Annotated in this window: 14 protein-coding genes and 1 riboswitch; of the genes, 10 read left to right on the forward strand and 4 right to left on the reverse strand. The window is 74.5% G+C overall.

Annotation, left to right across the window (positions count from 1 at the left end):
* Nucleotides 1-89 precede the first annotated feature (89 nt).
* The 10 genes from BS83_RS34405 to cobC all read left to right on the forward strand — a co-directional run bounded on the left by BS83_RS34405 (nt 90) and on the right by cobC (nt 10,428).
* On the forward strand, nt 90-1,325 hold the full coding sequence (locus BS83_RS34405) for an FAD-dependent oxidoreductase (RefSeq protein WP_051944537.1): 1,236 nt from the start codon (nt 90-92) through the stop codon (nt 1,323-1,325).
* A gap of 95 nt (nt 1,326-1,420) precedes the next feature.
* Nucleotides 1,421-1,550, forward strand: a riboswitch (cobalamin riboswitch).
* A 30-nt stretch (nt 1,551-1,580) separates the two neighbouring features.
* A complete protein-coding gene (cobI, locus tag BS83_RS34410) occupies nt 1,581-2,330 on the forward strand; it encodes a precorrin-2 C(20)-methyltransferase (RefSeq protein WP_037607280.1) in 750 nt (249 codons plus the stop codon).
* Complete coding sequence (gene cobM / locus BS83_RS34415) at nt 2,327-3,250, forward strand: precorrin-4 C(11)-methyltransferase (RefSeq protein WP_084714574.1); 924 nt, start codon at nt 2,327-2,329, stop codon at nt 3,248-3,250. Before cobI ends, cobM begins: the two co-directional genes overlap by 4 nt.
* Nucleotides 3,251-3,382: 132 nt before the next feature.
* Complete coding sequence (locus tag BS83_RS34420) at nt 3,383-4,525, forward strand: cobalt-precorrin-5B (C(1))-methyltransferase (RefSeq protein ID WP_037607281.1); 1,143 nt, start codon at nt 3,383-3,385, stop codon at nt 4,523-4,525.
* Nucleotides 4,522-5,772 (forward strand): bifunctional cobalt-precorrin-7 (C(5))-methyltransferase/cobalt-precorrin-6B (C(15))-methyltransferase, encoded by a 1,251-nt coding sequence (locus BS83_RS34425; RefSeq protein WP_037607282.1) that lies wholly within the window; start codon nt 4,522-4,524, stop codon nt 5,770-5,772. The genes BS83_RS34420 and BS83_RS34425 overlap by 4 nt, the downstream gene beginning before the upstream one ends.
* Nucleotides 5,769-7,490, forward strand: coding sequence for a precorrin-3B C(17)-methyltransferase (cobJ, locus tag BS83_RS34430; RefSeq protein ID WP_037607283.1), 1,722 nt, complete (start codon nt 5,769-5,771; stop codon nt 7,488-7,490). Before BS83_RS34425 ends, cobJ begins: the two co-directional genes overlap by 4 nt.
* A 113-nt stretch (nt 7,491-7,603) precedes the next feature.
* Complete coding sequence (locus tag BS83_RS34435; protein ID WP_232248594.1) at nt 7,604-7,795, forward strand: 4Fe-4S binding protein; 192 nt, start codon at nt 7,604-7,606, stop codon at nt 7,793-7,795.
* Nucleotides 7,792-8,403: a precorrin-8X methylmutase gene (locus tag BS83_RS34440; protein WP_037607284.1), complete on the forward strand. Its 612-nt coding sequence runs from the start codon at nt 7,792-7,794 to the stop codon at nt 8,401-8,403. Before BS83_RS34435 ends, BS83_RS34440 begins: the two co-directional genes overlap by 4 nt.
* Complete coding sequence (locus BS83_RS34445; RefSeq protein ID WP_037607285.1) at nt 8,400-9,335, forward strand: sirohydrochlorin chelatase; 936 nt, start codon at nt 8,400-8,402, stop codon at nt 9,333-9,335. The genes BS83_RS34440 and BS83_RS34445 overlap by 4 nt, the downstream gene beginning before the upstream one ends.
* The gene (cobC, locus tag BS83_RS34450) at nt 9,298-10,428 is read left to right on the forward strand and encodes an Rv2231c family pyridoxal phosphate-dependent protein CobC (protein ID WP_051944538.1); all 1,131 of its coding nucleotides are present in this window, start codon (nt 9,298-9,300) and stop codon (nt 10,426-10,428) included. The genes BS83_RS34445 and cobC overlap by 38 nt, the downstream gene beginning before the upstream one ends.
* Here the strand turns inward: cobC and BS83_RS34455 are convergent.
* The 4 genes from BS83_RS34455 to BS83_RS34470 all read right to left on the reverse strand — a co-directional run bounded on the left by BS83_RS34455 (nt 10,397) and on the right by BS83_RS34470 (nt 14,677).
* On the reverse strand, nt 10,397-11,446 hold the full coding sequence (locus BS83_RS34455; protein WP_232248595.1) for an SCO1860 family LAETG-anchored protein: 1,050 nt from the start codon (nt 11,444-11,446) through the stop codon (nt 10,397-10,399). The genes cobC and BS83_RS34455 overlap by 32 nt on opposite strands.
* A 180-nt stretch (nt 11,447-11,626) precedes the next feature.
* Complete coding sequence (locus tag BS83_RS34460) at nt 11,627-12,052, reverse strand: hypothetical protein (protein ID WP_037607287.1); 426 nt, start codon at nt 12,050-12,052, stop codon at nt 11,627-11,629.
* A gap of 195 nt (nt 12,053-12,247) precedes the next feature.
* Nucleotides 12,248-13,582 carry a hypothetical protein gene (locus BS83_RS42510; RefSeq protein WP_157597441.1) on the reverse strand — a complete coding sequence of 445 codons (1,335 nt, stop codon included), beginning with the start codon at nt 13,580-13,582 and terminating at the stop codon, nt 12,248-12,250.
* Between the two features lie 420 nt (nt 13,583-14,002).
* On the reverse strand, nt 14,003-14,677 hold the full coding sequence (locus BS83_RS34470; protein ID WP_037607288.1) for a uracil-DNA glycosylase: 675 nt from the start codon (nt 14,675-14,677) through the stop codon (nt 14,003-14,005).
* Nucleotides 14,678-14,706 lie beyond the last annotated feature (29 nt).

Consider the following 14,706-nt stretch of genomic DNA (forward strand, 5'->3'; position numbering starts at 1 on the left):
GCCCGCCCCACCAGGCCACGGCCCCGAGGGGCCGCGTCCCACCCTGACCAACCGTCATGTCCTCGTACCGCAACTGGAAGGAGCCGACGATGTCCCGTCCCGCACAGGGAGGCCATCGGAGCCCCCGCACCGCCGTCGTGGTCGGCGCCGGACCCTACGGACTGTCCGCCGCCGCCCATCTGCGGGCCGCCGGGCTGTCGGTGCGCGCCTTCGGCGACCCGATGCACAGCTGGCGCGACACCATGCCGGCCGGCATGTGTCTCAAGTCCACGCCCGACGCCTCCACCATCTCCGCCCCCGCGCCGGGCCACAGCCTGCCGGACTTCTGCCGGGCCAACGGGGAGACCGAGCCGCGGGGCCACGATCGGGTGCCGGTCGAACTGTTCACCCGCTACGGCAGCTGGTTCCAGCAGGAGCTGGTCCCCTACCTGGAGCGCGACACCGTTGTGGCGGTCCGTCAGAGCGGCTCCGTCGACGGCTGGTTCGAGGTGACGCTCGACTCGGGGGAGACCTTCCCCACCCACGCCGTCGTGGTCGCCAGCGGCCTGACCGGCTTCGCGCACGTGCCCCGCCTGCTGGCCGGGGTCGCACCCGAGGGCCCCGGACCCGACGCCCCGGTGTCGCACAGTTCCCAGCACGCCGATCCCGCCGCACTGGCCGGACGGTCCGTGCTGGTCGTCGGCGCGGGCCAGTCCGCCCTGGAGGGCGCGGCCCTGCTGCACGAGTCGGGCGCCCAGGTGGAACTGGTCGCGCGGACCCCGCGGATACGGTTCGGCGCGCCGCCGGCCGACGGCCTGCGCTGGCAGCCTGAATCGCCCATGGGCCCGGCCTGGTCGCTGTGGGCCATGGCCCGGTATCCGCAGGCCTTCCGGTCCCTGCCGCAGCAGGTACGGCTACGGCTGGTCAAGCAGGTGCTCGGCCCCAGCGGCTCCTGGTGGCTGCGCCCGCGGGCGGACGGCGTCTTCCCGATGCACGCCGGCCAGCAGCTGCGCACCGTGCGCCGCGAGGGCGACAAGGTCGTCCTGACCACGAGCGGCCCCGGCGGCGCGACCCGTGAGTTCACCGCCGACCACGTACTGGCCGCCACCGGCTACCGGGTCGACCTGACGGCTCTGCCCTTCCTCTCCACGGAGCTCCGCGCCCGGCTCGACCGCGTCGGCGGCTTCCCCGCCCTGGACGAGGGGATGTGCTCCACCGTCCCCGGCCTCTACTTCACCGGCCTGCCGGCGGCCGCGTGCTTCGGTCCGTTCATGCGCTTCGTCTGCGGGACGGAGTTCGCCTCCGCCAGGATCGCCTCCGCCCTCACCGGCCGGTTCGCGAGGTGACCGGGGAGGCCGGCGCAAGCGCCGCGGCGCGTGGCTCAGCCCACAGGGGGTCCGGTTGACTGCCCGACACGCTGCATGGTGGGATTTCGAGGCCTGATTTGAACGAATACGGCGGCAATGACGAGGAAGTCCGGTGCGAGTCCGGCGCGGTCCCGCCACTGTCAGCGGGGAGGCCGAGTGCCGACCCCGTGAGCCAGGAACTCTGGCCGCCGTCACCACGAGCCGGGGCGCGGACCCCGAGTGAGGACTGCTGCCGTGCGCGAACGCGCGCTTGGCCCACGCCTGGTCGGCGTGGGCATGGGACCGGGTGACCCGGAACTGGTCACCGTCAAGGCCGTGCGTGTGCTGCGCGAGGCGGACGCGGTGGTCGTACCGGTCATGGACACCGGCGAGATCGGGCGGGCCGAGGCCACCGTGCGGCACCACGCCGACGCGGCCAGGATCGTGCGCGTGGTCTTCGCGCTGAACGAGCGTGAGGACCGGGCCCGGCGCGAGGCCGCCTGGGACGAGGCGGGCGCGCGGGTCGCGGAGCTGCTCCGTGCGGGCGACCGCCCGACGGTCGCGTTCGCGACGATCGGCGACCCGAACGTCTACTCGACCTTCACCTATCTGGCGCACACGCTGCGGGAGCTCGTTCCCGACCTGGTCGTCGAAACCGTCCCCGGCATCACCGCGATGCAGGATCTGGCCTCCCGCAGCGGAACCGTGCTGGCCGAGGGCACCGAGCCGGTGACCCTGGTGCCGGTCACGGCGGGCTCCGCCGTGCTCAAGGAGGCCCTGGCCGGTCCGGGCACGGTCGTCGCCTACAAGTTCGGCCGACTGGCCGCGCAGGTCGGCGAGGCGCTGCGGGAGACCGGCCGCGACGGCGACGCCGTCTGGGGCGCGTCGCTCGGGCTGCCGGACCAGCAGTTGAGCGCACCGGGAACACCGATCGACGGCACGCTGCCGTATCTGTCGACGCTGATCGCTCCGGCGCGGCGCGAGGGCCGAGGGGGAAAGCTGTGACCACCACTGACGGCACGACGGGCAAGGTGACCTTCGTGGGCGCCGGACCCGGTGCGGCCGACCTGCTGACCTTCCGCGCCGCCCGCGCGATCGCCGACGCCGACACGGTGATCTGGGCCGCCAGCCTGGTGCAGGAGGAGGTCCTGGAGCACGCCCGCGAGGGCGCGGAGATCCTGGACTCCTCGCTGATCCCGATGGAGGACGTGCTCGCCGTCTACGAGCGCGCCGCCCGCGAGGGCACGCGCGTGGCGCGGATCCACTCCGGGGATCCCTCGCTCTGGGGCGCGGTCCAGGAGCAGCTGGACCGCTGCCGCGAGCTGGGCCTGGAGACGGAGATCGTGCCCGGTGTCTCCTCCTTCGCGGCGGTCGCGGCGCTGGCCCAGCGGGAGCTGACGATCCCCGAGGTGGCGCAGAGCGTCATCCTCACCCGCCTGGGCGGCGGCAAGACGCCGATGCCTCCAGGCGAGGAGGTGCGCGAGTTCGCCCGCCACGGGACCACCATGGCGATCTTCCTCTCCGCGGCGCGGACGAAGCAGCTGGTGGAGGAACTGCTGGAGGGCGGCTACGCGCCGGAGACCCCGGTCGTGGTGGCCTACCAGGCGACCTGGCCCGAGGAGCTGCTGCTGACCTGCACGGTCGCCACGCTGGAGGCGACGGTCAAGGAGCACAAGCTCTGGAAGCACACCCTCTTCCTGGTCGGCCCGGCGCTGGCCGCCGAGGGCACCCGCTCACACCTGTACCACCCGGGCCACTTCCACACCTTCCGGAAGGCGGACCGCGCGGCGAGGCGCACCCTGCGCGCGGTCGGCGCACAAGGCGAGACGCAGCAGACCGGCGCCCTCCCGGAGCGGAGCCGAGCCGGTAGCGCGGCCGAGGGGCCCGCGGTGGCGACCACGCGTGCAGATGGCGCTGCACATTGAGGACCGTCGGCTTGTCAGCGGCTGATCGCGCAGTTCCTCGCGCCCCTGGGCGGTGCAACGTGCCCGCGGGCGAGACGTGCCGCGACAGCGCGCCGGAGGCGCGTTCCTGGCCGCGGCCCCGAGGCGACAGCCATGGCTGAGCTGCGGGAGCCCGACCTTCCGCGTACCGCGAAGGTGCGTCAGGGGCCGCTGCGCAGCGGATGGACCACCGGCACCTGCGCGTCGGCCGCCGCCCGCGCCGCGGCGCTGCTCCTGGTCGGCGGCGAGCAGCAGCGCCAGGTCGACGTCGCACTGCCGTCGGGCAACCGGGTCGGCTTCGCCGTCGAGCGCTGCGAACTGCTGCGGCCGGGGCGGGCGGAGGCGGTCGTGGTGAAGGACGCGGGGGACGACCCCGACGTCACCCACGGCGCGCACCTCACCGCCACGGTGGCCTGGCGCGACGAGCCCGGCATCGCCCTGCACGGCGGGGTGGGCGTGGGCGTGGTGACCAAGCCGGGGCTCGGTCTGGAGGTCGGCGGCCCGGCCATCAATCCGGTGCCCCGGGCGATGATCACGCAGGCGGTCGGCGAGGTCGTGGACCTCACCGGCCGGGGCGTGGACGTCACGATCAGCGTGCCCGACGGCGAGCTCCGGGCGCGCAAGACCACCAACGCCAAGCTCGGCATCCTCGGCGGGATCTCCATCCTCGGCACGACCGGGATCGTCCGGCCGTTCTCGACGGCGTCCTGGCGCGCCTCGGTCGAGCAGGCGGTGTCCGTGGCCGCCGCCCAGGGCGAGCGGGCCATCGTGCTGTGCACGGGCGGGCGGACCGAGAAGGGCGCGATGGCGTTGATCCCCTCGCTGCCCGACGTCTGCTTCGTCGAGGTCGGCGACTTCACCGGCGCCGCGCTGCGGCGCGCGGTGGAGGCGGGGATGGACCGCGCCGTCTTCGTCGGCATGGTCGGCAAGCTGACCAAGCTGGCGGCGGGGGTGCTGATGACGCACTACACGCGGTCGAAGGTGGACACCAACGTGCTCGCCGAGATCACCGGGACGGTCGGCGCGCCGGCGGAGCTCGTCGCCGAGGTCGCCGCCGCCAACACCGCCAGGCACGCCTACGAACTCTGGGACGCCGCGGGGCTGCTGGCCCCGGCCGGGCTGCTGCTCTGCGAACAGGTGGCGGACGTGATGGTGCGTTTCAGCGAGGGAAGGCTGGCGGCGGAGGTCGCCCTGGTCGACTTCACCGGAAGGGCCGTCATCGCCTCGACCGGCGCCGAGGGGGGACTGCTGCCGTGATCACCGTCCTCGGCGAAGCGCAGCCCGCCTCCGGGCTGGTCGCGGACGCCGCCCTCGTCCTCGGGGCCCGACGCCACCTCGACGCCGCGGGCGTTCCCGCCGACCGCGCGCTCGCGCTGGGTCCGCTCGCGCCCGCGCTCGACGCCGTCGCCGCGCTGTGCGAGAAGGACCCCGACGCGCGCGTGCTGGTGCTGGCCTCCGGCGACCCCGGCTTCTTCGGCATCGTCCGGGCCCTGGCCGAACGCTTCGGCGCGGCCGCGCTCGACGTGCGCCCCGGCGTGAGCAGCATCGCGCGCGCCTTCGCCCGCCTCGGCGTGCCGTGGGACGACGCCGTCGTGGTCAGCGCCCACGGACGCGATCCGCGCCGGGCGCTCAACATCTGCCGCGCGCAGCGGAAGGTCGCGGTGCTGACCGCCCCCGGCGCCGGTCCGGCCGAGATCGGCGCGGCCCTGCTGGCGATGCCGGGTCCGCACCGACGTCTGGTCGTCGCCGCCGACCTGGGCGGCCCGGCCGAGAGCGTCACCGCGCTCTCCCCCGCCGAAGCCGCGGCGCGGGACTGGCCCGCCGTCAACGTCGTCCTCTGCCTGGCCGACGAGACGCCCGTGGCCGACGCGATGCGCGCCGTCGCCGGCTACCAGGGGCCGCCCGAGGGCGGCTGGGCGCTGCCCGAGGAGGCCTTCGCGCACCGCGACGCGATGCTCACCAAGGCGGAGGTGCGCGCCTTCGCGCTGGCCAGGCTCGGTCCCCGGCTCGGCGAGCTGGTCTGGGACGTCGGCGCGGGCAGCGGCTCGGTCGCGGTCGAGTGCGCACGTCTGGGCGCGGCGGCCGTCGCGGTCGAGCGCGCCGCCGACGGCGTCGACCGGATCCGCGCCAACGCCGCCGCCCACGGCGTCGCGCACGCCGTGGCCGTCGTCCACGGCAGCGCGCCCGACGCGCTGGCCGGGCTCCCCGAGCCCGACGCCGTGTTCGTCGGCGGCGGCGGGGCGGACCTCCCGGCCGTCGTGGCCGCCGCCACCGCGCGCGCCCGCCGGACGGTCGTGGTCACCCTGGCCGCGCTGGACCGCGTCCCCACGGTGCGACGCACCCTGCTGGACGCCGGATTCACCGCCGACGGCGTGCAGTTGCAGGCCAACCGGCTCGCCCCGCTGCCGGGCGAGGTCACCCGGCTCGCCGCAGCCAACCCCGTCTTCGTCCTCTGGGGCACGCGCCCGTCCCCTCCCCCACACCGCACAGGAGTACTGACGTGATCGGCCTGATCGCCGCCACCGCCGCAGGCCGCCAGGCCGCCGCCCAGCTCGCCGAGGCCCTGCGCCCCGAGGAGACCCGCGTCTACGAGGGCCCGGTCGGTGAGGCGCTGCGCCGCGCGTTCGGCGAGTGCAGCGGTCTGGTCTGCTTCCTCGCCACCGGCGCGACCGTGCGCCTGCTCGCGCCGCTGCTGGCGGCGGAGGGCTCCGACAAGCACGGCGACCCCGGCGTGGTCTGCGTCGACGAGGCGCGACGTTTCGCCGTCGCGCTGGTCGGCGGGCACGAGGGCGGCGCGAACGCGCTCGCCGCCCGGGTCGGCGCGGCACTGGACGCGCTGCCCGTCGTCACCACCGCGACCGACGTCACCTCGCTGCCGGGCCTGGACACCCTCGGCCTGCCGGTCACCGGCGACCTCGCGGCCGTCAGCCGCGCCATGCTCGACGGCGCGCCGGTGCGCCTGGTGGGTGCCGAGCGCTTCCCGCTCCCCGCGCTGCCCGCCAACGTCGGGCCGGTCGCCGCGGCGGACGCGCCGGTCGTGGTGGTCGGCGACGAAGTGCCGGGTCGCCACGCAGGTCCGGCCGTGCACCTCTTCACGCCCAGCCTGGTCGTGGGCGTCGGCGCCAGCAAGGGCGCGCCGACGGACGAGATCCTCACGCTGATCCGCGAAGCGCTCGCCGACGCCGGTCTGAGCGAGCGGGCGGTGCACTGCCTCGCCAGCGTCGACGCCAAGGCGGAGGAGCCGGGCCTGCTCGCCGCCGCTGCCGAACTCGGCGTCCCGGTGCGCTTCTTCGGCGCGGAGGAGCTGGCCGGCGTCGCCGTGCCGAACCCCTCCGCCGCGCCGCTGGACGCGGTCGGCACCCCGAGCGTCGCCGAGGCCGCCGCCCTGCTGGGGGCGGGCGCGGCCGAACTGCTGGTCCCCAAGCGCAAGTCGGCCCCCGAGGGCCGCGCCGCCATGGCGACCGTCGCGGTGGCCCGTCGCCCCGCGCGCGGTCGGCTCGCCGTGGTCGGCCTCGGCCCCGGCGCGCGCGACCTGCTCACCGAGCGCGCCCGTGCGGAGCTGCGCCGTGCCTCGGTGATCGTCGGCCTGGACCAGTACGTCGACCAGATCCGTGACCTGCTGCGTCCCGGCGTCCGGATCGAGGCCACCGGCCTCGGCGCGGAGGAGGAGCGCGCCCGCAGCGCGGTGCGGCTGGCCCAGCAGGGCCTGGCGGTCGCACTGATCGGCAGCGGCGACGCGGGCGTCTACGCGATGGCCTCCCCGGCGCTGGCCGAGGCGGGCGAGGACATCGACGTCGTCGGCGTCCCCGGGGTGACCGCCGCCATGGCCGCGGCCTCCCTGCTGGGCGCCCCGCTCGGGCACGACCACGTCTCGATCAGCCTGTCCGACCTGCACACCCCCTGGGAGGTCATCGAGCGCCGGGTCCGCGCGGCCGCCGAGTCCGACCTGGTCGTCACCTTCTACAACCCCCGCAGCCGGGCCAGGGACTGGCAGCTGCCCAAGGCGCTGGCCATCCTCGCCGAGCACCGCGACGCGCCCGCCACGCCGGTCGGCATCGCCCGCGCCGTGTCCCGCCCGGACGAGTGGCACAAGGTCACGACGCTGGCCGCGCTGGACCCGGCCGAGGTCGACATGTTCACCGTGGTGACGGTCGGCAACACCGCCTCGCGGGAGATCGCCGGACGCTTCGTCACCCCGCGCGGCTACCGGTGGCAGGAGTGAGCCCGGAGCCGGGGGCATCCGTTTTTTCCTCTACCCGGTCGGACGGCTCTGACCGGGTAGACAGAAAAACGCTGCCCCTCCCGGAGAGCGTCGGGCCCGGCGCTCCGGTCGCGGTGAGCACCCGCTGCCAGGGCTGCGGGGCCTGCCTGCTGACCTGCCCCACCCACGCCATCCGGCCGCACGGCAATCCGTTGCTGGTCCTCGCGGACCGCTGCACCGGCTGCCTGGAATGCCTCGACGTCTGCCCGGTCGACGCGATCGACCTTATCGACCTCGCCGACCACCGTCTGGAGAGCCACGCATGACCCGCCGTCAGGTCCACCCCATCGAGCAGGAGTCCTACCGCAGACTGCGGGCCCGCGCGGACACCTCGCACCTGCCGCCGCTCACCCGGGCGGTGGCGGAGCGGGTCGTGCACTCCAGCGCGGACCTCGCCTACCTCGACGACCTGGTCATCGCGGACGAGTCCGTGCTGCGCGCCGCCGCCGACGCGCTCGCGGCCGGCGCGCCGCTGGTCGCGGACGTGGAGATGGTCGCGGCCGGCATCACCAGGCGCAAGGCACTGTGCCGGGTCCGCGAGGCCGTCGGCGACCCGGCCACCGGGCTCACCCGCTCCGCCGCGGCGGTGCGGATGGCGCTGGACGAGGTCGGCCAGGGCGCGGTCTGGGTGATCGGCTGCGCGCCGACCGCGCTGGAGGAGCTGCTGCTGCTCGACGCCCGCCCCGCCCTGGTCATCGGCCTGCCGGTCGGCTTCGTCGGCGCGGCCGAGTCCAAGGAGGCGCTGCGCGCGTCGGGCCTGCCCGCGGTGAGCAACATCTCCGAGAAGGGCGGCTCGGCCGTCGCCGCGGCCGCCGCCAACGCCCTGCTCTACCCGGACCTCTACGAGAACGACCACCACGAGGAGTCCCTGTGACCGCCCAACCTCCCGCCCTGCTGCTCGTCGGCCACGGAACCCGCGACGACGCCGGCGCGGAGGCCTTCCGCGACTTCGTCGAGATCCTGAAGACCCGTCTGCCGGAGACCCCGGTCGGCGGCGGCTTCATCGAGCTGTCCCCGCCGCCGCTGGCGGACGCCGTGGCCGACCTGGTCGGCCAGGGCGCGAAGCAGTTCGCCGCCGTGCCGCTGGTGCTGGTCTCCGCCGGCCACGCCAAGGGCGACATCCCGGCCGCGCTGGTCCGCGAGCGCGAGCGCCACCCCGGCACCAGCTACCGCTACGGCCGTCCGCTGGGCCCGCACCCGTCGCTGCTGACCGTCCTGGAGCGGCGCCTCGACGAGGTCGTCACGCCGGAGGAGCGCGCGGACACCACCGTGCTGCTCGTCGGCCGCGGCTCCACCGACCCCGACGCCAACGCCGAGGTCGCCAAGGTGGCCAGGCTCTTCTGGGAGGGACGCGGCCTCGCGGGCGTCGAGACGGCCTTCGTCTCGCTCGCCGCGCCCGACGTGCCGACCGGGCTGACCCGCTGCCGCCTGCTCGGCGCGAAGCGGATCGTCGTGCTGCCGTACTTCCTGTTCACGGGCATCCTGCCGGACCGGGTGGCGGAGCAGACCCGCGCATGGGCCGCCGCCCACCCGGAGACGGACGTCCGTCAGGCGGGCGTGCTGGGCGCGACCGAGGAGCTGGCCGACCTGGTCCTGGAGCGCTATCGCGAGACCCAGGCCGGGGACCTGCGGATGAACTGCGACACCTGCGTCTACCGGATCGCGATGCCGGGCTTCGAGGCCAAGGTCGGCGCACCGCAGCGCCCGCACCACCACCCCGACGACCCGGGCCACGACCACGGCCACGCTCACGGGGACCACCACGGGCATGGCGACCACCACCACTCCCACACCCATGCCCACTGACCCCGCCGACCCGGCACGGACCGACCCGGCGCCGACCGACCCCGAGCTCGCGCGGCTGCGCCACCACGGCGACACCGAGGTCGGCGGCGGCCTGGTCGACCTCGCGGTCAACGTGCGCACCGGGACTCCCCCGGCCTGGCTCCGCGACATCCTGGTGGACAGCCTCGACGGCCTGGCCGCCTACCCGGACGGAACGGCTGCGCGGGCGGCCGTCGCCGCCCGGCACGGCCGCCCGCCCGAGGAGGTGCTGCTGACCTCGGGCGCGGCCGAAGCGTTCGTGCTGCTGGCGCGCGCCCTGCGGCCGCGTCGGGCGGTGGTGGTGCATCCGCAGTTCACCGAGCCCGAGGCGGCGCTGCGCGACGCGGGCCACCCGGTGGAGCGTCATCTGCTGCGGGCGGGGGCGGGGTTCCGGCTCGACCCTTCGGCGCTCCCCTCCGATGCCGATCTGGTCGTGGTCGGCAACCCCACCAACCCCACCTCCGTACTCCACCCGGCCGCGGCCGTGGCCGCGTTGGCCGCGCCCGGGCGGATCCTCGTCGTCGACGAGGCCTTCGCCGACACGGTCCCCGCCGAGCGGGAGAGCCTGGCCGGACGCCGGGACCTCCCAGGCCTGGTGGTCCTGCGCAGCCTGACCAAGACCTGGGGCCTGGCCGGGCTGCGCGTCGGCTACGTGCTCGCCGAACCCGGGCTCATCGCCCGGCTGGAGGCCGCCCAGCCGCTGTGGCCGGTCTCCACCCCGGCGCTGGCGGCGGCCATCGCCTGCAGCTCCCCCCTCGCGCTCGCCGAGGCCGAGGCCGCCGCGCGGGCGACGGCGGCCGACCGCGCCCATCTGCTCGCGCGACTGGCCGAACTGCCGGGCGTCCGGATCCACGGGACGCCCGAGGCCTCGTTCGTGCTGGTCGAGCTGGACGGCGCGGACGCCGTCCGGCTCGACCTGCGGGCCGCGGGCTTCGCGGTCCGCCGCGGCGACACCTTCCCCGGTCTGGGCGCCGACTGGTTGCGCGTCGCCGTCAGGGACCGGGCCACCACGGACGCGTTCTGCGCCGCCCTGGCCGGACTGCTCAGCCGCGCCGGCGCCGCCGCGTCAGCATGACCGCCGCGGCGCCGGCGCCGACCAGGATCAGCGCGCCGCCGGCGATCACGGGGGTGGCACTGCTGCTGCCGGTCATGGCCAGGTGGGACGAGCCGGAGCCCCCGGTCGAGCCGGTGCCGCCGTTCGTGGCGGGCGTGCTCGCGGAGACCGAGGCGCTGGGCTGGGCGGACGATCCCCCCGAACCGCCCGTCCCGCCCGTGTCGTTGCCTCCGCCCGTGCCGCCGGAGCCGCCCGAGTCGCCCGCACCGACCTGCGAGGGCGAACCGCTGGGCAGCGGCCCGCCGCTGCTGCCGCCGGAGCCCGACCAGGAGCCGTCCCCCTTGGTGCAGGAGACGTCCGCGAGCGTGATCTTCCCGGTGACCGCCGCGACGTTGAGGTTGAGCGGGTTCACCGTCACCTCCAGCTCCAGCGCCGTCGCCGCGGCCGTGGTGGAGGTCGTGGTGCGCTTGGACAGCCAGAGATCCACCTCGCCGACGCCCGGCACGTTCACCTTGGAGGGACCGGCCGTGCTCAGGTTGACTCCCACGCCCAACACCTTGATCTGACCCAGGAGTTCGGACTTCGCCGTGGGCGCTCCGTCGACCGGGCAGTCGGCCTCGGCGGAGACCAGGTGCGCCCCGAGCAGCTCGGTGAGCGGCAGGCCGGGCAGGTGCAGACGGGCGTCGGTGAGCTCGACCGACGCGCGCGCCCCGTGGGCGTCGACCTTCGCCTCGGTGCTGCCGATCTTCGCCAGCAGCAGGTCGACCGGCTTGCCCCCCTCGGCGCCCGACACGACGGCGGTCAGCGCGGCCCCGCTCCGGAACCCGGGGGCGGTGATCTTGTTGAGCGTGACGTCGACCGGCACGTCCACCGAACCGTTGAGCAGTTTGACGTCCAGCCCGACCGCGGCGGTGGTGGCGGTGGCGGTCCCCGCACCGCCACCGGTGGCGTGGGCGGGCTCGGCCACCCCCAGCAGCGAGACGGCGGCGACCGCGCCGGTGAGCGCGAAGGGCATGGCGAAGCGACGACGGGAAGACACGGTGTAACCCCCACCTGGGAACATACGTGCACGCGCGGCGCATCGGGGCAGTGCACGATCTCGGACTCCGCTTATTCTTGCGAACCGTCCGTCACGGAGTCAGCACACGCAGTCAGTTCACTCGTAAGAGTGATACTTCATCAGAAACCCCACCAGGCGCACCAGCTTCGCACATCACTGCTACGCGTCACCCCGGTCCGACAATCCGACCTCGCCACCGGCGCATCGTCGGTCGCCGGATCCCTCCAGCCGCCAGGCGTCGAAAGGCGGCAGCCGTGCGACGTCCGAGCCGACGGCTTCGAGAGACACGGCGAAGTCCTTCTGGAGCGCCCTGCAGAGCGCGAGCAGGTCGGTGCGCGAAGAGATCTCCTTCGAGGGGCGCGGCGCCCAGGAGGTGCGGGAGGCGCACTCCACCTCGACCGTGTCCTGGTCCGGGTACCGGAACGTCAGGGTGCGCTCTATGCCCGGAGGGTAGAGGTCGATTTCGCACTCCCTGCGCGTCTGCAGGCCCTCCACCAGTTCCGGAAGGCTCTCCACGAAGGACGACATGTCGTAGGAGATGTCGAACTCCCAGTCCTCCGCGCCGAAGCCGCCGATCCGGAACACCGCGTCGGTCTCGGCCAGGTCCGCGCAGCCCCGGACGGCCAGGTACCAGTAGTCGTCCGGGTCCTCCAGCGGACCGCGATCCCTCAGGTGGTCCTCGCCGAGTCGGGTCTCGGTGGGCCCGGTCAGGTGGAACCTCCCGGTCGCTGTAGCGGTCGGGCAGGGAGACGTAGTGGGCCAGTCGGTGGGGAGTTGCGGTCACGGGCGTGTCTCCTGGGGGTTGTCCTGCGGCTGCGTCCGGGCACTGCGGAGGTGCTCGGCGGCCTCGGGAGTGAGACGGTCGGCAGGCCATCGCGCAAGGGTCGTGAGGGCGGTTCGGCGAGCTTCGGGGGTACAGGCCGTGAGCGCGGACTTCAGCAGGGGCCAGCCGTGTCCGGGGTGGCGTCCCAGGAAATGCGCAAAGAGAAGGAGTGCCTGGTCACGTTCGGGTCGGGGCATGGTGGCGAGGCGCCGTTCGGCCAGGCCGAGGATGTACCCGGTCTGCTCGCCGTCGCTCGTGCGCAAGGCATGGATCCAGGTCGGGTCGAGCAGGGAAGGAGCGGTTTCCAGGCGTGCCAGGACGAGAGCCGTCGGGCACAGGCCCAGGACGGCGGCGGGTTGCAGGGCGAGGTGGAAATCGGGCCGCTCCGGGTCGGCGAGGTGATCCAGGACCAGCGCCGGCCAACGGGGTTCGTTCAGCAGGGTCTCGTAACGGTCGATCAGGCAACGGGTCTCGGCGGGCGCCCAGGGCAGGTCCTCGGGCGGATTGCGGAGGAAGACCGTGACGCTGATCAGGTCGCTCAGGATCTCGATGGTGGGCGTCCCAGCCCGGACGAGCTCGGCGTAGCGACGCAGCACCGGGACGGCGTCCGGGTAGTCGGCCAGACCGGGCGCTGGACCTCCCTGGCTCATGGCGAGGGCCGCGAGGATGCCGCCGGCGCCGTTCAGGAGCGAGACGTCGATGTCCGTGCCGCTCAGGGCGCTGCGCAGGTCGCCGGTGGTCGCGGCGATGTGCGCGAGGTACTCGTCCATGACGGCGTTGCGGAAGCCCTCACGCAGCAGCCATGCCCTGACAGTGGGGTCCGTCGTGTGACGCAGTGTCCGCACCGCCTGGATGCGTCCCCAGCCGGCCACGCGTTGAGCCAGGGTGTGAACGGCCTGGTCTCCGTCGGGCTGGGAGCGGTGAAGGGCGATGGCGGCGTACAGGGTGAGCTCGTCCAGGGCGCCCAGCAGAAGCAGCAGGTCACGGTCGCGTGCGTCCCCGGCCAGGCCCAGCAGTACCAGGCCGGTCTTCACCGCGGTTCGATGTGTGCCCTGTTCTGCCAGCGCCCGGCCGAGTCGGCGCAGGCCGGCGGACGGCAGGCCGCGGCGACGGACCTCGGCGCTGAGCTCGTCCGCGACATCGATCGGCGAGCAGCCGGCAAGCCGGTCGTGGAGGTACCTGAGCCCGTCTCCGAGGACCGCCTCAGGGGTCAGGAGCAGGTGTTCGAGATGGTCGGCGAGTTCGGCGCCTGTGGGAGCAGGGACCCCGTTCTCATCCTGCGCTCGTCGCACGAGAGCGTCTTCACCACCGCCGACGAAGACGATGTGGTCATCGCCGGAGCGAGCGTCCGGGAGAGGATCACCGAAGTTCGGCCACGGTCCAGGTCCGTGGCGGTCGCGCAGGGCGCGCGCGTGATCGAGAAGAGTGGGCCGGCCGTCGGCGGCTCCGCCGTCGTGCACCCACCGCGAGCCGGTCATCGACCGGAGGGCTGACCGCCCTTTCGTGTCGTCATGACGTGGATGGTGCCCAACACCGCCTCGCGTTGGCAACCGAGAATGCTGCCATGAGGGCCCTCGCCGTCCGGTCACCGGCGGCAGGGTCGATCAGGAGCCGACACCGCGGAGCAGGCCCGGGCCGACGGCCGGCTGCTCGTGGCGGCCGCGCCGAGGAATGACCGGCCCGGAATCGGCTCGGCGTCCTGGCGGCGGGCGTTACGGCAGGCGCCAGTCCAGCGGCTGCGCGCCCTGCCTGGTCAGGAGGTCGTTGGCGCGGCTGAAGGGGCGGGAGCCGAAGAAGCCGCGGTCGGCGGACATGGGGCTGGGGTGGGCCGACTCGACGCAGGGGACCTGGCCCAGCAGGGGGCGGAGGTTGCGGGCGTCGCGGCCCCAGAGGATCGCGACGAGCGGGGTGCCGCGGCCGACGAGGGCGCGGATGGCCTGGTCGGTGACGGCTTCCCAGCCCTTGTTGCGGTGCGCGCCGGGATTGCGGGGGGCCGTGGTGAGCACCCTGTTGAGCAGCAGCACGCCGCGCTGGGTCCACGGGGTGAGGTCACCGTTGGAGGGCGCGGGGAGGTCCAGATCGCGCTGGTACTCGGTGAAGATGTTGACCAGGCTGCCGGGCAGCGGCCGCACCTCGGGGGCCACGGAGAACGAAAGGCCCACCGCATGACCCGGCGTGGGGTAGGGGTCCTGCCCCACGATCAGCACCCGCACGTCCGCCAGCGGCTGCTGGAACGCCCGCAACACGTTCGCTCCGGCGGGCAGGTATCGCCGGCCCGCGGCTATCTCACCGCGCAGGAAGTCGCCCATCGCGGCCACTTGGGGCGCCACCGGCTCCAGTGCCTCGGCCCAGCCTGACTCGACGATCTCACTCAAAGGACGTGCCATCGGGCCAGCTTAGGGCCTGTCGCCGACAG

Source organism: Streptacidiphilus rugosus AM-16, assembly GCF_000744655.1.
Taxonomy (GTDB): Bacteria; Actinomycetota; Actinomycetes; order Streptomycetales; family Streptomycetaceae; genus Streptacidiphilus; species Streptacidiphilus rugosus.